21 protein-coding genes are annotated in these 21,481 nt (G+C 71.5%); 10 read left to right on the top strand and 11 right to left on the bottom strand.

What is annotated here, in order from left to right; all coding sequences use genetic code 11:
* The first annotated feature begins 156 nt into the window (after positions 1-156).
* Both erpA and AB0B57_RS25805 read left to right on the top strand, forming a co-directional pair.
* Positions 157-525 (top strand): iron-sulfur cluster insertion protein ErpA, encoded by a 369-nt coding sequence (erpA, locus tag AB0B57_RS25810; protein WP_238661535.1) that lies wholly within the window; start codon positions 157-159, stop codon positions 523-525.
* A 170-nt stretch (positions 526-695) separates the two neighbouring features.
* On the top strand, positions 696-1,676 hold the full coding sequence (locus AB0B57_RS25805; protein WP_357074841.1) for a carbohydrate kinase family protein: 981 nt from the start codon (positions 696-698) through the stop codon (positions 1,674-1,676).
* A 104-nt stretch (positions 1,677-1,780) separates the two neighbouring features.
* Here AB0B57_RS25805 and AB0B57_RS25800 read toward each other — a convergent pair whose 3' ends face one another.
* Complete coding sequence (locus AB0B57_RS25800; RefSeq protein ID WP_357074838.1) at positions 1,781-2,014, bottom strand: sulfurtransferase TusA family protein; 234 nt, start codon at positions 2,012-2,014, stop codon at positions 1,781-1,783.
* Positions 2,011-3,162 (bottom strand): aminotransferase class V-fold PLP-dependent enzyme, encoded by a 1,152-nt coding sequence (locus AB0B57_RS25795; RefSeq protein WP_357074835.1) that lies wholly within the window; start codon positions 3,160-3,162, stop codon positions 2,011-2,013. Before AB0B57_RS25795 ends, AB0B57_RS25800 begins: the two co-directional genes overlap by 4 nt.
* A 289-nt stretch (positions 3,163-3,451) precedes the next feature.
* Between AB0B57_RS25795 and coxB the strand changes: the two genes are divergently transcribed.
* Entirely contained in the window at positions 3,452-4,423 is a 972-nt protein-coding gene (gene coxB, locus AB0B57_RS25790; protein ID WP_357074832.1) for a cytochrome c oxidase subunit II, read from the top strand.
* A gap of 9 nt (positions 4,424-4,432) precedes the next feature.
* Positions 4,433-4,858 carry a cytochrome c oxidase subunit 4 gene (locus AB0B57_RS25785; protein ID WP_354942519.1) on the top strand — a complete coding sequence of 142 codons (426 nt, stop codon included), beginning with the start codon at positions 4,433-4,435 and terminating at the stop codon, positions 4,856-4,858.
* 135 nt (positions 4,859-4,993) lie between these two features.
* Here AB0B57_RS25785 and AB0B57_RS25780 read toward each other — a convergent pair whose 3' ends face one another.
* From AB0B57_RS25780 to AB0B57_RS25765, 4 genes are all read right to left on the bottom strand, one after another.
* On the bottom strand, positions 4,994-5,200 hold the full coding sequence (locus tag AB0B57_RS25780; protein ID WP_357074828.1) for a hypothetical protein: 207 nt from the start codon (positions 5,198-5,200) through the stop codon (positions 4,994-4,996).
* An 892-nt stretch (positions 5,201-6,092) separates the two neighbouring features.
* Positions 6,093-7,154: an anthranilate phosphoribosyltransferase gene (trpD, locus tag AB0B57_RS25775; RefSeq protein ID WP_357074825.1), complete on the bottom strand. Its 1,062-nt coding sequence runs from the start codon at positions 7,152-7,154 to the stop codon at positions 6,093-6,095.
* A gap of 89 nt (positions 7,155-7,243) precedes the next feature.
* Complete coding sequence (locus AB0B57_RS25770; protein WP_088988339.1) at positions 7,244-7,639, bottom strand: hypothetical protein; 396 nt, start codon at positions 7,637-7,639, stop codon at positions 7,244-7,246.
* Positions 7,640-7,902: 263 nt separating this feature from the next.
* The gene (locus AB0B57_RS25765) at positions 7,903-8,832 is read right to left on the bottom strand and encodes a cytochrome c oxidase assembly protein (protein ID WP_357074973.1); all 930 of its coding nucleotides are present in this window, start codon (positions 8,830-8,832) and stop codon (positions 7,903-7,905) included.
* 99 nt (positions 8,833-8,931) lie between these two features.
* On the opposite strand from AB0B57_RS25765, the gene AB0B57_RS25760 reads away from it, so the two are divergent.
* From AB0B57_RS25760 to AB0B57_RS25740, 5 genes are all read left to right on the top strand, one after another.
* Positions 8,932-9,531 (top strand): heme-copper oxidase subunit III, encoded by a 600-nt coding sequence (locus AB0B57_RS25760; protein ID WP_124820713.1) that lies wholly within the window; start codon positions 8,932-8,934, stop codon positions 9,529-9,531.
* 70 nt (positions 9,532-9,601) lie between these two features.
* On the top strand, positions 9,602-10,438 hold the full coding sequence (locus AB0B57_RS25755) for a cytochrome c (RefSeq protein ID WP_357074821.1): 837 nt from the start codon (positions 9,602-9,604) through the stop codon (positions 10,436-10,438).
* Positions 10,439-10,502: 64 nt separating this feature from the next.
* Entirely contained in the window at positions 10,503-11,597 is a 1,095-nt protein-coding gene (locus tag AB0B57_RS25750; protein WP_357074818.1) for a Rieske 2Fe-2S domain-containing protein, read from the top strand.
* Positions 11,594-13,225 (top strand): cytochrome b N-terminal domain-containing protein, encoded by a 1,632-nt coding sequence (locus AB0B57_RS25745; protein ID WP_357074816.1) that lies wholly within the window; start codon positions 11,594-11,596, stop codon positions 13,223-13,225. The genes AB0B57_RS25750 and AB0B57_RS25745 overlap by 4 nt, the downstream gene beginning before the upstream one ends.
* Positions 13,226-13,418: 193 nt before the next feature.
* Complete coding sequence (locus AB0B57_RS25740) at positions 13,419-14,108, top strand: DUF4142 domain-containing protein (protein ID WP_357074813.1); 690 nt, start codon at positions 13,419-13,421, stop codon at positions 14,106-14,108.
* A 62-nt stretch (positions 14,109-14,170) separates the two neighbouring features.
* Here AB0B57_RS25740 and AB0B57_RS25735 read toward each other — a convergent pair whose 3' ends face one another.
* The 5 genes from AB0B57_RS25735 to AB0B57_RS25715 all read right to left on the bottom strand — a co-directional run bounded on the left by AB0B57_RS25735 (position 14,171) and on the right by AB0B57_RS25715 (position 19,734).
* Positions 14,171-14,458 carry an Lrp/AsnC ligand binding domain-containing protein gene (locus tag AB0B57_RS25735; RefSeq protein ID WP_357074810.1) on the bottom strand — a complete coding sequence of 96 codons (288 nt, stop codon included), beginning with the start codon at positions 14,456-14,458 and terminating at the stop codon, positions 14,171-14,173.
* 138 nt (positions 14,459-14,596) lie between these two features.
* Positions 14,597-15,466, bottom strand: coding sequence for a sugar phosphate nucleotidyltransferase (locus AB0B57_RS25730; RefSeq protein WP_357074807.1), 870 nt, complete (start codon positions 15,464-15,466; stop codon positions 14,597-14,599).
* Positions 15,463-16,005 carry an NUDIX domain-containing protein gene (locus tag AB0B57_RS25725; protein ID WP_357074804.1) on the bottom strand — a complete coding sequence of 181 codons (543 nt, stop codon included), beginning with the start codon at positions 16,003-16,005 and terminating at the stop codon, positions 15,463-15,465. The genes AB0B57_RS25730 and AB0B57_RS25725 overlap by 4 nt, the downstream gene beginning before the upstream one ends.
* Before the next feature lie 52 nt (positions 16,006-16,057).
* On the bottom strand, positions 16,058-17,851 hold the full coding sequence (locus tag AB0B57_RS25720; RefSeq protein ID WP_357074971.1) for an HD domain-containing protein: 1,794 nt from the start codon (positions 17,849-17,851) through the stop codon (positions 16,058-16,060).
* 128 nt (positions 17,852-17,979) lie between these two features.
* Complete coding sequence (locus tag AB0B57_RS25715; protein WP_357074802.1) at positions 17,980-19,734, bottom strand: DEDD exonuclease domain-containing protein; 1,755 nt, start codon at positions 19,732-19,734, stop codon at positions 17,980-17,982.
* 127 nt (positions 19,735-19,861) lie between these two features.
* On the opposite strand from AB0B57_RS25715, the gene AB0B57_RS25710 reads away from it, so the two are divergent.
* The gene (locus AB0B57_RS25710; protein ID WP_357074799.1) at positions 19,862-21,316 is read left to right on the top strand and encodes an NYN domain-containing protein; all 1,455 of its coding nucleotides are present in this window, start codon (positions 19,862-19,864) and stop codon (positions 21,314-21,316) included.
* Positions 21,317-21,481 lie beyond the last annotated feature (165 nt).

Below are 21,481 nucleotides of genomic sequence, written 5' to 3'. Positions count from 1 at the left end.
CCCGCCAGCGGGGCGACCTGCGGCGGCGATCACGCCACGCGGGTGAGCCTGGCCGGGGCGGCGTACCATCAGCGGAGGACCACAACCGGGAATCACTGGACGGCGCACGGCGTTGGCCAGTGCGTCCGGACCCACACCGCGCAGGGAGACTTCCACGTGACCACGCCAGCGCAGACCGAGTCGACCGAGGCCCAGGCCCCTACTTCCGTCGTCCTCACCGACGTCGCGGCGCAGAAGGTCAAGGCCCTGATCGAGCAGGAGGGCCGCGACGACCTGCGGCTCCGCGTCGCGGTGCAGCCGGGTGGCTGCTCCGGCCTGCGGTACCAGCTCTTCTTCGACGAGCGTTCGCTCGACGGTGACGTCGTCACCGACTTCGGCGGTGTCGGGGTCGTCGTCGACCGGATGAGCGCCCCGTACCTGTCCGGCGCGACGATCGACTTCGCCGACCGGATCGACGCCCAGGGCTTCACCATCGACAACCCCAACGCGGGCAACTCGTGCGCCTGCGGTGACTCGTTCAACTGAGTCACACCACTCCAGCGCAGACGGGGCCGTCCTTCGGGACGGCCCCGTCTGCGCTGGTGGGGCTGGGAGCGGTCCCGAAGTGGCGGTGACGGGCCGGTCACCGAGGTCCCACCGGCAGGTTGCCGGGCCGGTAGGCTGACCGCGCCCTGCTCCCTACCCCGAGGGTTGATATGAAGATCGCCGTGACCGGCTCGATCGCCACCGATCACCTGATGAGCTTCCCCGGTCGCTTCGCCGACCAGCTCATCGCCGATCAGCTGCACAAGGTGTCCCTCTCCTTCCTGGTAGACGATCTGGTGCTCCGTCGCGGCGGCGTGGCGGCGAACATCGCCTTCGGCATGGGGCAGTTGGGCCTGCGCCCGGTGCTGCTCGGCGCGGTGGGGGCGGACTTCGCCGACTACCGCTCCTGGCTGGAGCGTCACGGCGTCGACTGCGACTCCGTGCACGTCAGCGAGGTGGCGCACACCTCTCGGTTCGTCTGCACCACCGACACCGACATGTGCCAGATCGCGTCGTTCTACGCCGGCGCGATGAGCGAGGCCCGCAACATCGAGCTCGCCCCGGTCGCCGACCGGATCGGCGGCCTGGACCTGGTGCTGGTCAGCGCCAACGACCCCGAGGCGATGCTGCGGCACTCGGCCGAGTGCCGCACCCGTGGGTACGCGTTCGCCGCCGACCCCTCCCAGCAGCTCGCCCGGATGCCCGGCGAGGACGTGGTGGCGCTGATCGAGGGCGCCGACTACCTGATGACCAACGACTACGAGAAGTCGCTGTTGCAGAGCAAGGCGCAACTGACCGACGCCCAACTGCTGGACCTGGTCAAGGTGCGGGTCACCACGCTGGGCAAGCACGGTGTGGAGATCGTCGGGCGGGACATCGACCCCATCCACGTCCCGATCGCCCGCGAGACCCGGGCGGTCGACCCGACCGGCGTGGGCGACGGCTTCCGGGCCGGGTTCTTCACCGCGCTCTCCTGGGGTGTCGGCCTGGAGCGCGCCGCCCAGGTCGGCTCGCTGCTGGCCACGCTGGTGCTGGAGACCGTCGGCACCCAGGAGTACGACATCCGCGCCGACCTGTTCGTCAAGCGCCTGGCCGAGTCCTACGGCGACGAGGCAGCAGACGAGATCCGCCCCCACCTCCTCCCGGCCTAGCCCTCACCCCAGCTTCGCCGATCTTGCACCTTGTGTCGCCGTATCGCGGCTTTTGTGTCCTTTAGCCGGGGCAGAAAGTGCAAGATCGGCGTGGGGCTTGGGGGTTAGTGCAGGCGGCGGACGTCGTAGGCGGGGCCGTCTGGGCCGTTTACCGCGCCCACGAACTCCTGGCCGCGCATCCGGCACCAAGCGGGGATGTCGACCGCCGCCGCCGGGTCGTCGGCCAACACCCGGACCACCGTGCCGACCGGCACCTGCGGCAGCCGCCGGGCCGCCGCGATCACGGGCAGCGGGCACCGCTGACCCCGACAGTCGATCACCTCGTGTGGCATCGTCACAGCCCCACCACCCCAGCCTCGGCCCGCAACCCGGCGACGATCCCCGGCAACTCGCCGAGGAACCGCTCCACGTCCGCCTCGGTCGTCTCCCGATGCAGGCTGACCCGCACGTTGCCGTGCGAGAGCACCCCCATCGCCTCCAGCACGTGCGACGGGCGCAGCGTCGACGACGTACAGGACGAACCGGACGACACGGCGAAGCCCCGCCGATCCAGAGCATGCAACAGCGCCTCCCCGTCGACGTACAGGCACGAGAAGGTGACCAGGTGGGGGAGCCGGAGCACCGGGTCACCCACCACCTCCACGTCGGGCACGTCCACCGCGACCCGCGCCCGGATCCGATCCACGAACGCGGCCAGCCGGGTCGCCTCCGCCGCCGCGTCGGCCGCCGCCGCGCGCAGGCTCGCCGCCGCCGCCACCACCGCGGGCAGGTTCACCACCCCGGGGGTACGACCACCCTCCCGCTCGTCGGCCGGCCAGGGCGACTCCCAACGGGTGCCCTTACGCACCACCAGCACCCCCACCCCGGGCGGGCCGCCCCACTTGTGGGCACTCGCGGTGAGCACCGACCAACCGGCCGGCAGGGGCACCCGGCCAACCGACTGCGCGGCGTCCACGTAGAGCGGCACCCCCACGTCGGCACAGTCGGCGGCCGCCTCGGCGACCGGTTGCACCGTCCCCACCTCGTGACTGGCGGTGATCAGCGCGGCCAACGCGACACCGGGGGCCCGGACCGCCGCCGACCACGCGGTCAGGTCCAGTCGGCCCAACCTGTCGACCGGCACCCCGGTGGCGGTCCCGCCCCTCGCGACGTGCCACTCCGCCGCGTGCAACACCGCCGAGTGCTCGATCGCCGAGTGCACAAACGCCGACCCGACCCGGTGCCGCCCCGCCAGGCCTCCGAGCACAGCCCCGTGGGCTGCGGTCGTACCGCTGGGGGTGAACGACACCTCGTCGGCACGGGCGCCGAGGGTCACCGCGGTGGCCTCGCGGGCGGCGTCGAGCAGTTGCCGCGCCCGACGGGCCTGGGCGTAGAGCTTGCCCGGGTCGGCCCAGCCGTCGTCGAGCGCGGCCAACAACGCCTGCCGCGCGACCGGATGCATCGGCGCGGCGGTCGCCGCGTCCAGGTAGACCGGGGATGCGCTCACAGATCCGCCTTCGTTCGCGACTGCGGGGCTCGCAACCCCGGCTCACTCCTCGCGCTCACGGTGCCGTCGCTCGTTCGCGACTGCGGGGCTCGCAACCCCGGCTCACTCCTCGCGCTCACAGGTTGCAACGCTATCGCGGCGGTATGCCCAGGATCCCCCCGATGGGGGCGGACAGTGACCCCACCACGGTCGAGTCCGTCATGGTCGAGTAATCTGCGACCGTCGGTGACGCCTTTGCCGCCGGTGCTGACGAAAGACGCACCGCGGCGCGCTAGGGAGGCAGGACCAGGTGGTCGCAAGGAGTTCGGAGGTACGGCCGTCGGCCGTACGGCACAGCGCTTCGCCAGGGGTCGGTGGACGCCGGGGGCGTGGTGCTGGTCGGTTGGCCGGGCTCGGTCTCAGTGGCGTGGCGCTGCTGATCCTGCTCACGGGCTGTGACGTGGGTCAGACCTTCCACGGCTTCGGCTGGCCGCAGGGCGGCATCTCGCCGGAGTCCAAGCGGATGTACGACCTGTGGATCGCCTCCTGCATCGCCGCCCTCGCGGTCGGCGTCTTCGTGTGGGGCCTGATCTTCTGGTGCGTCGTGCGCTACCGCAAGCGTGGCAACGCGCTGCCGGTGCAGACCCGCTACAACCTGCCGATGGAGTTCCTCTACACCATCGCGCCGATCCTGATCGTCTCCGTGCTCTTCTACTACACGGCGATCGTGCAGACCGACGTCGACAAGCTGTCGAAGAACCCGGACGTCACGGTCGAGGTCGTCGCCTTCAAGTGGAACTGGCAGTTCAACTACCGCGACGGCCAGGGCACCGAGGCCCGCACCACCGCGTCGACGCTCGGCACCAGCGAGGTCATTCCGGTGCTGGTGCTGCCGACCGGCCGGTCCATCCGCTTCGAGGAGACCAGCCGCGACGTCATCCACTCGTTCTGGGTGCCGGAGCTGCTCTTCAAGCGGGACGTCATGCCGGGCAAGATCCGCAACGTGTTCGAGGTCTCCAGTCTGGACGCCGAGGGCGCCTACGTCGGGCGCTGCGCCGAACTGTGCGGCAGCTACCACGCGTTCATGAACTTCGAGCTGCGGGTGGTCTCGCCGGAGAAGTACGACCAGTTCCTGGCCGCCAAGCAGAGCGGCAAGTCGACCCAGGACGCGCTGACCCAGATCGGCGAGCAGCCGTACGCGACGACCACGCAGCCGTTCGAGACCCGGCGGACGCAGGACAACTTCAACCCGGACAAAGCTCCGGCCCGCACGGGAAGCTGAGGCAGCCGCATGAAGACCGAGTGGCGTATCTTCCTGATCATTGCCGGGTTCCTCGCCGGTGCCACCATCCTCTACGGCGCGTGGACGCACGGAGAGTCGGGCGGCGTCGAGTGGGTTGGCACCGTCGCCCTGCTGCTGTCGTTCCTGCTCTGCTCGATGTGCGGTGGCTTCTTCTGGTTCGTCTCCCGCCGCATCGACCTGCGCCCGGAGGACCGTCCCGACGCCGAGATCGCCGACGGCGCCGGTGAGGTCGGCTTCTTCAGCCCGGGCAGCTACTGGCCGTTCGGTCTGGCACTGGCCGCCGCGATCGCCGCGCTCGGCATGGTGTTCTGGCAGTACTGGCTGATCGGCGCCGGTCTGTTGGCGGTCGTCTTCTCCGCCTGCGGGCTGCTGTTCGAGTACTACAGCGGCACCCGGCGCACCGCCGAGCACTGATCCACCCGGTCGCCGTCACGGCCGACCCGTACGTCACGAAGGCCCGCATCCCCCTGGGAGCGGGCCTTCGTCGTAGCCCGACCCGGGCGGTGCGGGGTGGTGCTGGTCGGGGCGGTGCTGGTCGGGGCGGTGCGTTCAGGCGGCGCGGCGATGGGCGGGCTGGTGGCGTCGGCGCTCGGCCAGCCGGGTGACCGGAAAGGCGACCGTGGCGATCACCACGGCGGCGCCGCAGCCGGTGCAGATCAGCTCGGGACAGTCGGTGTCGTGGCCGTCGACGCAGGGCGGCGCCTCGAACGGCGCCACGTCCTCGCAGACATCGCAGTAGAGCTCGCGGTGCGACACGGGTGTCTCCTTCTCACTCCAGGTGAACCGCCCCCGGATGCGACAACGACGCACAACGGAAGCGGAGAACCACTCGCCTGTAGTTTTCCACGCGGGTCCGACAAATCTCCGGCCAGCGCTGGCGGGGAGGCCCGACACGGGCTCACCGCCGTCCGCGTGGCTCGGCCCAGCCGCAGGACGGGCGCGGGGTGTCGTCACTCGGCCGCGTGCAGGAGGCTGGGCGCGGGAGTCTCATGTCGCGAGGCCCCGTCGCAGGGCGCTGCGGCAGAGCCCCGTCGGAGGCGCTGCTGCAGGGCCTCGTCGCAGGGTCCCGTCGCAGCGCGCCGCTGCAGACACCCGTCGGACGGTTCCTCCCGTCGCAGGGTTCCCGTCGCGAGGCGTCGCCGCAGGGTCCCGCCGCAGAGCCGGGCACAGGTCCAAGCGCAGGGTTCGGCCGTAGGGCCGAGCCGTAGGGCCGAACCCGCAGGGCCGGGCAGCATGATCCACTCGCGTTCATTGAAATCGCGGTAATCGGGGCGGTGGGACACCGCCGATTCAAGAAAGTCGAGTGGATCAAGGACCGGGCGGCAGTCGGACACCACGGATTCAAGGATCCCGAGTCGATCAAGGGCTGGAGAGCGGCGGACGGTGAGTCGGAGAGCGGCAGGCGATCGGTCGGCGCGGTGGCGCGGCGTCGGGCAGGTCGGGGGCGGCCCGGCGGTGGGCGGCGGGGCGCGTCGGTGGGTCGGGGGCGGCCCGGCGGTGGGCGGCCGGGCCCGGCGGTGGGTCGGCGGGCGGCCCGGCGGTGGGCTGCGGGGCGCGTTGGTGGGCGGCGCGTTGGTGCGGGGCGCGTCGGTGGGCGGCGCGTGGGTGGGTCGGTGGGCGGCGGTGCTGGCCGGCTTGCGGGTCGCGGTCAGACGGGGGTTGATGCGAGGGCGGCGGCGGTCTTGATCCAGCGGTCCAGGGTCGCGGCGGCCGCGCCGGAGTCGATCGACTCGGCCGCGCGGTGCATGCCCGCGCGCAGCGCCTCGGTCAGGTCGCCGTCGAGCGGACCCTGGGTGGCCAGCGCCGCGGCGGCGTTGACCAGCACCGCGTCCCGGATCGGACCCGCCGCACCGGCCAGCAGGCGATGGGTCACGCCGGCGTTGTACGCGGCGTCACCGCCCCGCAGGTCCTCGAGGGTGGACCGGGGCACCCCCAGATCCGTCGCGTCCAGCACGGCCTCGCGTACGGTGCCGCCCTGGGCTGCCCAGACGCGGGTCGGCGCGGCCGTGGTGAACTCGTCCAGGCCGTCCTCGCCCCGCATGACGAGCACCGAGTCGCCGCGGGCGGCGAACACGCTGGCCATCACCGGGGCCATTCGGGCGTCGAAGCAGCCGACCGCGCCGGAGCGGGGGCGGGCCGGGTTGGTGAGCGGGCCGAGGAAGTTGAAGAAGGTGGGCACACCCACCTCGCGGCGGACCGGGCCGGCGTGCCGCATTCCGGGGTGGTGTCGGGCCGCGAAGCAGAACCCGATGCCTGCCTCCTCGACGCAGCGGGCCACCTGTTCGGGGTCGAGGTCCAGCGGGATGCCGAGGAACTCCAGCAGGTCGGCGGTGCCGCACAGGGAGGAGGCGGCCCGGTTGCCGTGCTTCACCACGCGTACGCCCGTGCCCGCGACCACGAGCGCGGTCATGGTGGAGATGTTGACCGTGTGGGCGAGGTCACCGCCGGTGCCGACCACGTCGAGCGCGGTGCGGCGCGTCTCCTCGGGGAGCACCACCGGGACCGCGCGACCCAGCATCGCCTCGACGAGACCGGCCAGCTCGGCGGGGGTCTCGCCCTTGGCCCGCAGCGCGATGGCGAAGCTCGCTGTCCGCACCGCGCTCGCCGAGCCGGTCATGATCTCGTCCATCGCCCAGGCGGTGTCGGCGGTGGACAACTCCTCGCCGTGCAGCAGCGAGGTGAGCAGGTGCGGCCAGGTCCGATCGCCCATGGCGGGCCTCCCGAGCATGCGAAGTGCGGGTGGGCTGGAACGGGCGTCGGCGGATCCGACGCCGTGACGGTGCCGGATCGCTGGGGACGTCAGGCGGGTGCGTGCGTCCGCAGCAGCTCGGCCACCGTGCCTCCGGTGGTCACCGGGTCGAGCGGGTGCACCAGCGTGGCGTCGACCTCGGCGTACGCGGCGAGCCATCGGTCGGCGGCGCGGGCGATCACGAGGCAGGTGGGGGGAGCGTCGTCCCGGTCGTCCTTGATCTGCCGGGCGATGCCGATGCCGCCACCCGGGCTCGCCTCGCCGTCGAGCAGCAGCAGGTCGATCTCGTAGTCGTCGACCAGCCGGATGGTCTCCGCGTAGGTCGACGCGTCGACGAACTCGATCTGCAGGCCGGGCGCCGGTCGGGTGCCGACGGCCAACCGCATCCGATCACGGACCTGCGGGTCGTCGCTGTAGAGCAGGACGGTGCAAAGACGATCGCTCATGCCGGCACTCCGCTTCGCCGAACGGTCCGGGTACCGGCCGTTTCGTGATATCCCATGGCCTCGAGGCGGCCTCGGCCGGGAGCCGGACGGTGAGCGGTGCCGTCGTGGGGCACCATCGCACTGCGCGTGACGGTTCGTTCGCTGTGCTCACTCATTGGCCGGGCCTGCTCCCACCTCGTAGCTGCCCGCCGATCGTACCGGTCGGGGTGACGTAGCCGACATCCCGCCCGCCGCCACCCCTCGGGGCGTACCGTCCGGGCAGCTCAGGCGGCCGCGGCGTCGGCGGCGCGGTCGCGGGCCTCCTGGCGGTCGAGCTCGCGGTCGACCCGGCGGGCCTCGCGCTCGGACTGTTTGACCCACTGGACGACCAGCACCGCGAGCATGGTCACACTGACGAACTCGCCGCCGGCCCAGAGGATGCCGCCGGCGACCACCTGGTCCGCCTTGGGGTCGGCCCAGCTCAGGTTGAGCGACGGGTACCAGTCGCCGCCGAAGAGCGTGGTGCTCTGCATGATGGTGAGGCCGAGCACGGTGTGGAACGGCACCGAGAGCAGCATCAGCAGCGCCCGCGCCGGGTACGGCCAGCGGCCGGGCAGCGGGTCGAGGCCGAGTAGCGGCCAGAAGAACACGCAGCCGGTCATGATGAAGTGCGCGTGCACCAGCTCGTGCGCCCAGGCGTGCTCGAGGGTGAAGCGGTACAGGTCGCTGAAGTACAGCACGAACGGGTTGACCACGAAGATGGCGAACGCCACGAGCGGGAACGTGTAGACCCGGGCGACGCGGCTGTGCACGATCGCCAGCAGGCGCTTGCGCGGCCCGACCGGCAGGGTCCGCAGCGCCAGGGTCATCGGCGCGCCCAGCGCCAGGAAGATCGGCGCCACCATGGACAGCACCATGTGCTGGATCATGTGTACGGACAGCAGGGCGGTGTCGTACGCGTGCAGCCCGCTGACCGTGACCAGCGCGATGCCACCCAGCCCGGGGCCGAGGAAGAACACGGTGCGGGCGACCGGCCAGCGGTCGCCCCGCAGGCGCAGCCGGTACACCCCGTAGAGGTACAGGCCGGCGGCGAGCACCAGGCCGAGGGCCAGCCAGCTGTCCAGCCGGGTCTCGGTCAGCACCGCGCCGACGGTGAACGGCGGCGGGGCCGAGGTGGCGGCGAAGATCGAATCGACGTGCAGCACGCTTTTCAGGCTAGGCCAGGCGAACCGGACCCTGACGGTCGGGCCACGGAAGGCGCAGGTTTGCCACCCCGCTGATCGCCGGCCCCGGTCAGGGGCAATAATGACGGCGTGACTGCGGCCCCAGCCATTGACAAGAGCCGGATCCACTCTCTGACCCGACCGAACATGGTCAGCGTCGGGACGATCGTGTGGCTCTCCAGCGAACTCATGTTCTTCGCGGCGTTGTTCGCGATGTACTTCTCGATCCGCGCGGCTGCGCCGGAGCAGTGGGAGAAGCACACCGAGGCGCTGAACATCCCGTACGCGACCACCTTCACGGTGATCCTGGTGCTGTCCTCCGTGACCTGCCAGCTCGGCGTCTTCGCGGCGGAGAAGGGTGACGTGCACGCGCTGCGGCGCTGGTTCACCGTCACCTTCGTGATGGGCCTGATCTTCGTGCTCGGCCAGCTGAACGAGTACCGGCACCTGGTCGAGGACGGCATCAAGATCAACGGAGACGGGTACGGGTCGGTGTTCTACCTGACCACCGGCTTCCACGGCCTGCACGTGACCGGCGGTCTGATCGCCTTCATCATCTTCATGGTCCGCACGACCATGGGCCGGTTCACCCCGGCGCAGGCGACCTCGGCGATCGTCGTGTCGTACTACTGGCACTTCGTCGACGTCGTGTGGATCGGGCTGTACGCCATGATCTACTGGCTTCAGTGATCTTGCGCGTCACATTCCGCGCTGCTGCTCCGTCCCCTGAGACAGGTCCAACCGGTTAAGGACACCGCTCATGACTTCTGACAACGACCGCCGACGCGGTCTGCTCGCGCGGTTGCGCGAGCGGCCCGCCGCGCGCAGCAGGGGCCGCCGCCGGCTGGGCGCCGCGGTCCGGCTGATCGCCGCGCTGATGCTGGCCGGCGGCGCCTACACCGTCTTCGCCCCCGGTGCCCAGGCGCAGGACAACCCGCAGCTGACCGGCGCCGCCGCCGAGGGCAAGGCGCTGTTCGACGTGAGCTGTGTGACCTGTCACGGCCGCAACGCCCAGGGCGTCGAGGGTCGCGGGCCGAGCCTGGTCGGCGTCGGCGCGGCCTCGGTCGAGTTCCAGGTCAGCTCCGGGCGGATGCCGCTGGCCCGCCAGGAGGCCCAGGCGCACCGCAAGCCCCCCGTCTTCACCGACGAGCAGACCCGTCAGCTCGCCCAGTACATCCAGGAGCTCGGTGGCGGCCCGGTCGTGCCCGCGGGCGACGACCTCCACGAGGACGGCAACGTCGCGTCCGGCGGCGAGCTGTTCCGGATCAACTGCTCGCAGTGCCACGCGTTCGGTGGTGGTGGCGGCGCGCTCTCCTCGGGCAAGTTCGCCCCGAGCCTGCACCCCGCGACCGACCGCCAGATCTACGCGGCCATGCTGAGCGGCCCACAGAACATGCCGGTGTTCGGCGACAACCAGCTTCGGCCGGAGCAGAAGGCCGACATCATCGCCTACATCCAGGAGACGCTGAAGCACGACCAGGACCCGGGCGGGTTCAACCTCGGGCGGTACGGCCCGTCCACCGAGGGCCTGGCGATCTTCCTGGTTGGCATCGTGGCGCTCGTCTTCGCCAGCCTGTGGATTGCGGGCAAGTCGTGACCGAGCGGATCATCCGATTCAGTGCTGTGGCGCCGCTCGGCGCCACCCGTAGCGAGGTGACGGCATGAGCACCCACACCGAGCACCCGGCCCCGCAGGGCCAGGAGCCGCTCGACCTGAACGACCCCAAGCTGACCCGGTTCGACATCGTTCGCGAGGGCGCGCGTCGGGACGACATCGAGATCGTCCACTACGAGCCGCAGGTGCTGCCCGGCACCAAGGCGGAGCGCCGGCTGACCCGCGTGGTCGCCGGGTTCTTCCTGATCACCGGTCTGGCCGCGACGGCCTTCCTGGCCATCTACATCTGGTGGCCGTGGCAGTACGAGCCGGGCCGAGGCGGCGACAAGTGGTACACGCCGCTACTGGGTGCCACCCTCGGCATCGCGCTGCTGGCTGTCGGCTTCGGCATCCTGACCTGGGGCAAGAAGTTGCTGCCCAAGGAGGTCTCGATCCAGGACCGGCACGAGGGCCAGGTGGACTCCGAAGGCCGCACCATCACCGGCCAGACCATGCTCTACATGGCCGACGAGCTGGGCGTGAAGCGTCGCCCGCTGCTCGGCATCTCGCTGCTGGCCGGTCTCGCGCCGGTCGCCGCGGTCGCGGCGGCGCCGCTGGTCGGCGGTCTGATCTCCCAGCCGCACAAGAACAACCAGATGTTCACCACCGGGTTCGCCCCGGCCGAGGGTGGGCAGAAGATCCGGCTGGTCCGCGAGGACGGCCGCCCGGTTCGCCCGGCGGACGTCAGCGCCGGTGGCCAGTTGACGGTCTTCCCCGGCATCGAGCACGGTGTGAGCAACATCCACGCCGACTCCCCGACGCTGCTGATCCACCTGCGGGACGCGGACGCCCAGAAGTCGCGGGAGGCCAACTCGCGGCCGAGCGTCGGCCACGGCGACTACATGTGGGGCAACTTCGCCGCGTTCTCCAAGGTCTGCACGCACGCGGGCTGCCCGGCCAGCCTGTACGAGCAGCAGACCAACCGGCTGCTCTGCCCGTGCCACCAGTCCCAGTTCCTGATCACCGACAACGCCCGGCCCATCTTCGGCCCCGCCAGCCGGCGGCTGCCGCAGTTGCCGATCGAGGTGGATTCCGAGGGCTTCTTCGTGGCGAAGTCCGACTACACTGAGACCGTTGGGCCTGATTTCTGGGAGCGGCCATGAAGCGTCGAAAGTTCGACCTTGCGGCGACGCCGGGCAAGGCCGCGGTGGGAGTGGACGACCGCTTCCAGGTGGCCACCCCGCTGCGCAAACTGCTGAACAAGGTCTTCCCGGACCACTGGTCCTTCCTGCTCGGCGAGATCGCGCTGTTCTCGTTCATCGTCCTGTTGCTGACCGGTGTGTTCCTCACCTTCTTCTACGAGCCGGCGATGACCGAGGTGGTCTACAACGGCAGCTTCGCGCCGTTGCAGGGCACCCCGATGTCCGCCGCGTACGCCTCCAGCCTGGACCTGTCGTTCGACGTCCGCGGTGGTCTGGTGATGCGGCAGATGCACCACTGGGCGGCGCTGCTGTTCATGGCCTCGATCGTCGTGCACATGCTGCGGGTCTTCTTCACCGGTGCCTTCCGCAAGCCGCGCGAGACCAACTGGATCATCGGTTCGCTGCTGTTCTGGGTCGGCTTCCTGGCCGGCTTCACCGGCTACGGCCTGCCGGATGACGGCCTGTCCGGCACCGGCCTGCGGATCGCTTCGGCGATCATGCTGTCCATCCCGGTGATCGGGTCCTGGGTCACCTCGTCGATCTTCGGTGGCGAGTTCCCGGGCACGATGATCATCAGCCGGATGTTCATCGCCCACGTGCTGCTCATCCCGGGTCTGCTCGTCGCCCTGATCAGTGTCCACCTGGGCCTGGTCTTCAAGCAGAAGCACACCCAGTGGCCCGGCCCCGGCCGGACCAACAACAACGTGGTCGGCGAGCGGATGTTCCCGCGGTACGCGTTGAAGCAGGGCGGCTTCTTCATGGTCGTCTTCGGCGTCATCGCGCTGCTGGGCGGTCTGCTCCAGATCAACCCGATCTGGCTGTTCGGCCCGTACGAGGCGTGGGTGGTCTCGGCCGCCAGCCAGCCCGACTGGTACGTCATGTTCCTGGACGGGTCGACCCGACTCATGCCCGCATGGGAGATCAACATCCCGATCGGTGACGGGTACGTCATCCCGCCGCTGTTCTGGCCGACGGTCGTGCTGCCCGGCATCATGGTGGGCCTGTCGACGATGTATCCGTTCCTGGAAGCCCGGCACCTCAAGGACCGCAAGAGCCACAACCTGCTCCAGCGTCCCCGCGACGTTCCGGCGCGGACCGCGGTCGGCGCCATGGCCGTCGCGTTCTACATCGTGCTGACGCTCTCCGGCGGCAACGACGTGATCGCCGACAAGTTCCAGATCAGCCTGAACGCGATGACCTGGGCCGGCCGGGTCGGTCTGCTGGTGATCCCGCCGATCGCGTACTACGTGACATACCGGCTCTGCCTGGGTCTGCAGCAGCACGACCGGGAGGTGCTCGCGCACGGCGTGGAGACCGGCATCATCCGGCGCCTGCCGGACGGTCGGTTCGTCGAGGTGCACCAGCCGCTCAGCGCGTCCAACGGGCACGCGGACGGCCACGGCGAGCTGGAGTACGTCGGCTGGGTCGTGCCGAAGAAGATGAACCGGCTCGGGGCACTCGGCCCGGCCATCCGGGGCTTCTTCTACCCGATCGAGAAGCCGGTCGAGGCGCCGGTCTCACCGGGGCACCCGCCGGTCGAGCCCCGACCCGAGCGCGAGGAGATCACCAGCGGCGACAGCCGCCGCTGACCAGCCCGAACGCACCGTTACGTGGCGCCCGCCGGATTCCGGCGGGCGCCACGTCGTATTCGCACCCACCGCCCATCCGGCCAGGAGTCGGACGGCCACGGCGGGACCGGTCGACCCCGCGCGACGGGCGATCGCAGGAATAACCCCGGTGAGCCGGGTATCCGTGCGGTCCAACGTCTCAAGGGGGGGAAGCATGTTGGGTATCAAACGCCTCGGCCTGTTGGCCGCGCTGGTACTGGTCGGGGTCGCGCCGGCTGCGGCCGCGCAGGCCGCGGCACAGCCGTCGACGCAGGACAGCCAGTACCTGCAGGCGGTACACCAGGTCAACCTGTTCGAGATCACCGCCGGTGACCTGGCTCAGCAGAAGGGTCAGGACCAGGGGGTCAAGGACCTGGGCGCGATGCTGAAGACCGACCACACCCAGCTGGACCAGACGGTGCAGCAGACCGCGTCCCAGCTCGGCGTGGAGTTGCCGAACGAGCCCAGCGCCGATCAGCAGGCGGTCATCGACAAGCTGAACAACGCCAGCGGTGCGGAGTTCGACAGGCTCTGGGTGACCAGTGAGCTGGCTGGCCACGTCCAGGCCATCCAGGCCACCCAGACGGAGATCTCGCAGGGCTCCGAGCAGTCGGTGGTCCAGTTGGCCCAGAACGCCCTGCCGACGCTGCAGGCGCACTACGACGAGCTGGTGCAGCTCGCCAACAAGCTGGGCATCCCGGTTCCGCAGACCAGCGCCAGCGGTACGCCCAGCCCGGGCGGCACCGGCACCGAGTCGCCCGCTCCGGGTGGCACCGGCACCGAGTCGCCAGCTCCGGGGGGCACCACTGACTCCCCGGCACCGGGTGGCGGCACCACCGAGACGCCGGCTCCCAGCGTGAGCTGACGTAGCGACAGCAGACGGCCGGTCCGCCCCGTGGGGTGGACCGGCCGCCGTGCGTGCGCTTGTCAGTCGGCGCTGGCCAGGCCGATGGCGAACGCCTCCTCCAGGTCGTGCTGGGAGTACGCCCGGAACGCGATGTGCGACTCGGTGTTGAGCACGCCCGGCACCTTGGAGATGCTGCCGGCGATGACCTGGGCGATCTGGTCGAACTCGCGGACCCGGACGATGGCGATGAGATCGACGTGCCCGGCCACCGAGTAGACCTCGCTGACGCCGGAGAGGCTGGCCAGGGTCTCCGCCACCTCGGGGATCGCGTCGGTGGCACAGTCGATCAGCACGATTGCGGTGATCACGGGACATTGCTCCGTTCGTCGGCGTCGTCGCCCATGCTAGATGTTCCGGCGGGGCCTGGCGCCCTGGCCGTCGCCGTTGCCGCCCCACCGGTCCGCCTGGCGCTGCGGGCCAAGGCTGGCGCTGCGGGCCAGGGCCGGTCAGCCGTGTGCGGTGGCCGCGACGGTGCTCCCGTCCGCCGTCCGGATCACGTCGCGCAACCGCTCGCCGTCCGGCACGACCGCACCCGGCCACACCACGGTGCGGCACACGTCGCCGGCCACCCGCGCGCCCGCGCCGACGACCGACTCCACGCAACGACCGGTCACCGTGGCAGACCTGTCGACGAGGACGCCCCCGGCGGCGGCGTGCAGGTTGGCCGCCAGGTAGTCGGCGGGGGTGCCGGTGTCGTAGAAGGTGCCCCGGTAGGGCACCACCTCCAGGGCGCCCGCCGCCTCCGCCGGGCGCCAGAGGGCGCGGACCAGGTCGGAGAAGACGACCGGCAGATCGCGGACGAGCCGCCAGGGCAGCAGCGAGAAGCCGGTGAAACAGTGCCCGGAGAAGGTGCCCGGCGCCGCCGGGTCCGCGGCGGGCTGGCCGAGCAGACGTACGGTGTGGCCGTCCCACCCGTCGAGCAGGGCGGCCACGTCCGGGCCCGGCGCGGCCGCCGGGTCGGCGAGGTACGCGTCGGCGTTGCCGACCAGCACCGGCCGCCCGTCGATCCAGTCCCGCAGGTTGGACACCCCGCCCGCGGTGCCCAGCGGATCGCCCGGCTCGACGGACACGTGGGCGCGGTCGCCGACGCGCGCGACCACCTGGTCGCCGAGGTAACAGGCGTTTACCGCGACCCGGTCGGGGCCGGCCAGGCCGAGCCCCGCCACCCGGGCCAACGCCCGGTCCAGCAGCGGCACGTTGCCCACCGGGCAGAGCGCCTTGGGCACCCGCTCGGTGAGGGGGCGCAACCGGGTGCCCTCGCCGGCGGCGAGCACCACCGCGCAGACCTCGGCCGGCACGGCAGCCCCGCCGGTCATGGCAGGTCGTCGGGGATCGGGGGCGGGTACTGACCGGCCAGCGGCCCGATGTCGTAGTAGGCGAGCAGCCGGGCGGTCGGCCAGGTCAGCTTGGGCAGGTCGTCCAGGGGGTGCCACGCGGCCTCGAAGACCTCCGCGCCGTCGACCGCCAGCTCGGTGCTGGACGCCGGCACCTCCGTCTCGAAGACCATGTCCACCCAGCCCTTGGCGTGCACGATCGCGTTCGGCACCGCCGGGCGTAACCGGGACGGGGGGAGTCGGACGCCGGATTCCTCGAACAGCTCGCGGGCCGCACCCACCACCGGGGGCTCGCCCCGATCCAGGAGGCCGGCGGGCAGCGACCAGCCCTTGCCGGGCGGCTGGCGCAGCATCAGCAGCCGACCCGCGCCCGTCGCCTCGGAATCGCGGACCAGGGTGACCGCGCCGACGATGTACTTGGGCATCGCCAGCTTGACCAGGCGCCGACGCACCGGCAGCGGCAGCCGGTAGAAAGCCTGGTAGAAGACGGCCCGACCGGTGGCGCGGGAACGGGGGATCATGACCCCAGGCTAGTGGTCGCGAATGTCCCTCGGACGCGCTGGGCCGGCAGGGTCACTGTCGATGGTCGACCAGGTCGATGAGCTGGCGTACGACGGTGTCCGGTTCGATCACCCGATCGAAGACCGCGACCAGCAGGGTCTCCAGGTCGGGATAGCCCAACTCCTCGGAGAGGCGCAGCAGCGGCAGGTCACTGGCGAGGCCCCGGTTGTGTTGACGCAGGGCGAGCCCGATGGTGGCCCGGCCGAGGCGGACCTTGTCGCTGATCGTGATGCCTGGCTCGGTGTGCTCGGCGAACCACCTGTTGATCTGCATCTGCGCGTTGGGCGACTTGACGAAGCTCAGCCACTCCCGGCGGGGGCCCCGCGACGCCACACCGGCCTCGAAACCGTTGTCGCCGTCGTTCTCGGTGAAGATCTCCACCACGTCGCCCTCGTCCAGCTCCGAACTCAGCGGGGCCAGCCGACCGTTGATCCGTGCGGCGAGACAGTGGTCGCCCCGCTCGTTGCCCAGCTCGTACGCGAGGTCGACAGGGGTGGCGCCGCCCGGCAGCACGACCTGCCGCCCATCGGCGAAGACCTGGATCTGGCCCTCGGCCAGGTCGCAGCGCAGCGACTCGTAGAACTGCGCCGGGTCGGCGGCGTCCGGCTCCCAGTCGAGCACGCGGCGCAGCCAGTCCAACTGCTCGGCGCGGGCCGCCGCGCTGCCCCGACCCGACTGGGGGAAGCGGAAGTCGGCGGCGATGCCGTACTCGGCCGAGCGGTGCATCTCCTCGGTGCGGATCAGCACCTCCACCGTGCGGTCCTGCGGGCCGCAGATGCTGGTGTGCAGCGAACGGTAGAGGTTGTTCTTCGGTGAGGCGATGAAGTCCTTGAAACGGCCGGGCACAGGGCGCCAGGTGCCGTGGATCGCGCCGAGTGCGGCGTAACAGTCGGTGGCCGGGCCGTCGACCACCACCACGATGCGGGGCAGGTCGAACGGGGCGGTGTGGCCGCCGGCGATGGTGTCCTTCCAGATCGAGTAGAGATGTCGGGGGCGGGGGCTCACCACGGCGTCGACCCGGCTGCGCTTGAGCGCGACCCGGGCACGGGTGACCACCGCGTCGAGGTACGTGTCCCAGCCCGGCCGGTCGTGCACGTGCCGGGCCAGTCGGGCGTGCTCGTCGGGCTCCAGGTGCAGCAGCACCACGTCGTCCAGCTCGCGCTTGAGGGTCTGGATGCCCAGCCGGTCACAGAGCGGGACCAGCACCTCCTGGGTCTTGCGGGCGATGCGTTCCCGCGACGACGCCGAGCGCACCCCGAGGGTGCGCATGTTGTGCAGCCGATCGGCCAGTTTGATGATCAACACCCGGACGTCCTTGGCGGCCGCCACGATCATCTTGCGGATCGTCTCCGCCTCGGCGGCCTTGCCGTAGAACGCCTTGTCGAACTTGGTCACCCCGTCGACCAGGTGGGCCACCTCGCCGCCGAAGTCCTCGGAGAGCGCCTGCAGGGTGTAGCGGGTGTCCTCCACGGTGTCGTGCAGCAGCGCCGCGACCAGGGTGGTGGTGTCCATCCCCAGCTCGGCGCAGATCTGCGCCACCGCGAGGGGGTGGGTGATGTACGGTTCGCCGCTCTTGCGGAACTGCCCGCGGTGCATGTTTTCCGCGATCGTGTACGCACGGCGCAGCACGGCGGGGTCGGTGCCGGCGTGGATGCCCCGGTGGGTGCGCACCAGTTGGGTGACCGGGTCGGAGTCGGTGGTCGGCCAGCTGAGCAGCGACCGTAGTCGGCGGGTGAGCGGCAGCTCGCCCGGCTGTGTCGGCAGGGCGCCCCCCAGGGCGGCGCCGTGTCCGGCGTCGACGTCCACGAGGGACACCTCCTCACCCCGGCTCCGTGGCGCCGGCGGCCGGCGACAGGGAGCAGGCCCACGAATCGGGCAGGACTGCACTTCCTTAACAGCCTAAGCGAGTCGACGTAGTCCGATCGGTCAGTTGGTCATGAGCGTTCGGTCGAGAGTTGGTGGGACGCGCCGTTGTCGGCCTTCGCCAGCAGGTCACGGAACCGCGCCGCGCCTCTGACCGGCGAGGACCAACCGGAGGACATCTCCACCAGTCGGGTCTCCGGTCGTTCCAACCAGGACAGGATCCGCTCGGACTCCTCCGCGGTGGCCGCCGGCACCGGGCCGTGCCCGCCCGACACCGTCTCGGCGGTGGCCCGGATGGCGGTCAGCGTGGGCCGCGGGTGCGCGCCGGGCGGGGACACCCCCGCGCCGGCCAGCCGGCCGTGCCGCACCAGCGCCAACTCCCAGCCACCCCGGGCGGCCGGCCGGGCCGCGGCCAGCTCGACGATCCCGGTGAGCGCGGCCAGCCGCTGCATCCGCACGGTGGCCCGCAGCACCGCCGCCAGCCGGGACCGCACCACGGCGGCCTCCTCGTAGCGCTGGTCGGCCGAGAGCACGTCGATCCGGGCGAGCAGCGCGTCCACCACCGGCTGCGGGTCACTCGTCGTCGCTGTGCGGAACGGACGGGCCGCGCTGTCGTCGTACTCCTCGGGGGTGATCTTGTGCTCGCAGGGTGCCGGGCAGCGACCCAGCTCGGCCAGCGCGCAGGCCGGCGTGATCGTGCGCAGCGAGAGCCGGTGCGTGCACTGGCGCAGCGGCACCGCGTCGTGGAAACCGGCGGCGGCCAGCTCCGCGGCCCGCCGGGAGGTGAACGGCCCGAGGTACGCGGTGTCGGTGGGGGAGAGGGCGCGGACGATCGAGAGCCGCGGATAGGGACCGTCGGTCAGCTTGAGCCAGACCATCCGTTCCGGATATTTCGACCGCCGGTTGTACGGCGGGGCGTGCGCGGCGATCAACCGCAGCTCGCGGACCTCCGCCTCCAACGAGTGCGCGCACTCCACCGCCTCGACCCGCTCGGCCGCCGCGAGCATCTCGGAGATCCGCGCGCGCTTCTCGCCGGCGGTGAAGTAGCTGCGCACCCGGGTGGCGATGTCGACGGAGGTGCCCACGTAGAGCGGACGGTCGTCGGCGGCCCGGAAGACGTAGACCCCGGGAACCTTGGGCAACCCGTCGGCCAGGTGCCGTTTGCGACGTTGCGTCGGGGTGACCGCCCGGGCGAACTCGATGGCGTCGCCGACCGTGTCCACCTGGTGCCCACCGAGCCGACCGATCAGCCCGTGCAGCACGTCGACTGTCGCTTTCGCGTCGTCGAGGGCGCGGTGGCTCGGCTGGGTGGCGGTGCGGAAGTAGGCGGCCAGGGTGCCGAGCTTGCGGTTGGGCACCTCGTCGCGGGTCAGCACCCGGCGGGCCAGCGCCGCCGTGTCCAGCACGCGCGGGTTGGGCCAGCGGTAGCCGTGCTTGGCGCAGGCGGCCTTGAGGAAGCCCACGTCGTACGGGGCGTTGTGGGCCACCAGCACCGCGTCGGCGATGAACTCCAGGAAGCTCGGCAGCACCTGCTCGATCGGCGGCGCCGGCACCAGCATCGCCTGGGTGATGCCGGTCAGCACGGTGATGAACGGCGGGATGGGCTGCCCCGGGTTGACCAGGGTGGCCAACACGCCCAACTGCTCGCCACCGCGCACCCGGACCGCGCCGATCTCGGTGATGCCGCCGCCGTCCGGCGCGCCGCCGGTGGTCTCCAGGTCGACCACCACGAAGGTGGTCGCGTAGAGCGGCAGCGCCGGGTCGACCCCGCCCACCGCCGGGTCGAAACCGGCCAGTGACTCCTGGACGTACTCCGCCTGTGCCATCGCCGGCACGCTAGCGCCACCGTCCGACACTCCCGTCGCAGCCGTCTCACCAGTCACCATGGGGCTAGGATGAGAGATCGGCTCACTCACCGGGCGGTGGGCCCGGTCGCGGTGGGAGACTTGCCACATGCCCCTCACCGAGCCGCACGACGACCACCTCCCGCAGGAGGATCCGGTCGCGCTCGACGGTGCGGTGGGCAACCCGGACGACAACGTAGTCAGCGGGACATCAGGCGCATCCGATCCGACCGTGCAGGGCGACGGCCCCACCGTCGAGCCGGAGCCGACGCTGCCCGAGCCGGTCCGGCAGCGGATCGTGACGCTGACCGCCGCGGTGCTGCCCACCCTGCCCGGCGACGAGGTGCCGGTGCCGTTACGTCGGGTGGCCAAGTTCGCCCCCAACCGGCGCGCCCGCCTCGGTGCGCCGGCCATCGCCGCCCAGCTCACCGCCGACCCGCTGTTCCGGCAGCGGGTCACCGCCCGGGTCCTGGCCGACGCCGGCGACCTCGGCGCCGCCGTCGTCGAGGGCACCGCCCCGGCCGCCGCCGACCCGGTCGAGGTCGCCGCGCTCGCCTACCTGGCCCGGCCGCGCGGTTGGCGGGAGCTGATCGACGCCAGTGGTGCCGCCGTGCGCGCCGAGGCGGACAGCGCGGTCGTCGCCGAACTGGTCCGCGAGGCCGAGCAGCGGGCCACCCGTGCCGAGCACGACCGGGCGGTGGCGCGGGTCGAGGCGGAGAAGCTCCGCGACGAGCTGGCCCGCGTCCGCGAGGAGTTGGGTCAGCTCCGCGAGGAGTCCCGGCAGGTCGCCCGTACCCTGCGGGAGACCCAGGCCCGCGAGCGCAAGGCCACCGAGTTGCTGGCCACCGAGCGCGGCCGGGCCGCACGTGCCAGCGCGGACGTGGACGCCGAGCTGCGCCGCGCCCGCGCCCGGCTGGCCGAGGCGGAAGCCGCCGCCGGGGTGGCCCGGGCCACCGCCAAGGAGGCCCGCTCGGTCGACGACGCACGGCTCTGGCTGCTGCTGGAGACCATCGGCCAGGCCGCTGTCGGGTTGCGCCGCGAGCTGGCGCTCGACCCGGTCGACAAACTCCCCGCCGACTTCGTCGCCGACGCGTTCGCCGAGCAGCCGGGCACCGCCCCGGCCAGCCCCGCGGCACGTGCCCGCGACACCGACGACCCGGCTCGACTCGACCAGCTGCTCGCATTGCCCCGGGCGCACCTGGTGGTGGACGGCTACAACGTCACCAAGCGCGGCTTCGGCGAGATGTCCCTGGAGCAGCAGCGCAAACGCCTGATCACCGGGCTGGGCGGGATCGCCGCGCAGACCGGCGACGAGGTCACCGTGGTCTTCGACGGCGCCGAGCGGATGCACGGGCTGCCGCCCGCGCCGCGCGGCGTACGGGTGCTGTTCTCGCGCAAGGGTGAGACCGCCGACGAGCTGATCCGCCGGCTGGTCCGTGCCGAGCCGTCGGGGCGGCCGGTGGTGGTGGTCTCGTCGGACCGCGAGGTCGCCGACGGGGTACGCCGGCACGGCGCCTACCCGCTGGGCGCCGACTCGCTGCTGCGGCGGCTCGCCCGCTCCTGACACCCTGCCCGGACGCCGTGATCGACACGGCTTTCCTGAGGTCGGGGTGTCCGGCCGGTGGGGATGGCCCGATTTCAGGGAACTGGAGTCGATCTCGCCCCCAAACGGCCGGTCGGACGCGGTTTCTGTCGTACCCGGTGGTTAGCGTCGATGTGACCGACGGTG

This window comes from Micromonospora sp. NPDC049101, assembly GCF_040648675.1.
In the GTDB taxonomy this organism is placed as follows: domain Bacteria; phylum Actinomycetota; class Actinomycetes; order Mycobacteriales; family Micromonosporaceae; genus Micromonospora.
Note: the sequence above shows the minus strand (reverse complement) of the source record. Positions and strands in the feature narration are given on the sequence as shown.

Excerpts from the sequence above, each read along its gene's own strand:
- AB0B57_RS25805 (WP_357074841.1), top strand. The coding sequence starts at position 696 with ATGAAGATCGCCGTGACCGGCTCGATCGCCACCGATCACCTGATGAGC.
- AB0B57_RS25785 (WP_354942519.1), top strand. The coding sequence starts at position 4,433 with ATGAAGACCGAGTGGCGTATCTTCCTGATCATTGCCGGGTTCCTCGCC.
- trpD (WP_357074825.1), bottom strand. The coding sequence starts at position 7,154 with ATGGGCGATCGGACCTGGCCGCACCTGCTCACCTCGCTGCTGCACGGC.
- AB0B57_RS25770 (WP_088988339.1), bottom strand. The coding sequence starts at position 7,639 with ATGAGCGATCGTCTTTGCACCGTCCTGCTCTACAGCGACGACCCGCAG.
- AB0B57_RS25755 (WP_357074821.1), top strand. The coding sequence starts at position 9,602 with ATGACTTCTGACAACGACCGCCGACGCGGTCTGCTCGCGCGGTTGCGC.
- AB0B57_RS25750 (WP_357074818.1), top strand. The coding sequence starts at position 10,503 with ATGAGCACCCACACCGAGCACCCGGCCCCGCAGGGCCAGGAGCCGCTC.
- AB0B57_RS25745 (WP_357074816.1), top strand. The coding sequence starts at position 11,594 with ATGAAGCGTCGAAAGTTCGACCTTGCGGCGACGCCGGGCAAGGCCGCG.
- AB0B57_RS25740 (WP_357074813.1), top strand. The coding sequence starts at position 13,419 with ATGTTGGGTATCAAACGCCTCGGCCTGTTGGCCGCGCTGGTACTGGTC.
- AB0B57_RS25730 (WP_357074807.1), bottom strand. The coding sequence starts at position 15,466 with ATGACCGGCGGGGCTGCCGTGCCGGCCGAGGTCTGCGCGGTGGTGCTC.
- AB0B57_RS25725 (WP_357074804.1), bottom strand. The coding sequence starts at position 16,005 with ATGATCCCCCGTTCCCGCGCCACCGGTCGGGCCGTCTTCTACCAGGCT.
- AB0B57_RS25715 (WP_357074802.1), bottom strand. The coding sequence starts at position 19,734 with ATGGCACAGGCGGAGTACGTCCAGGAGTCACTGGCCGGTTTCGACCCG.
- AB0B57_RS25710 (WP_357074799.1), top strand. The coding sequence starts at position 19,862 with ATGCCCCTCACCGAGCCGCACGACGACCACCTCCCGCAGGAGGATCCG.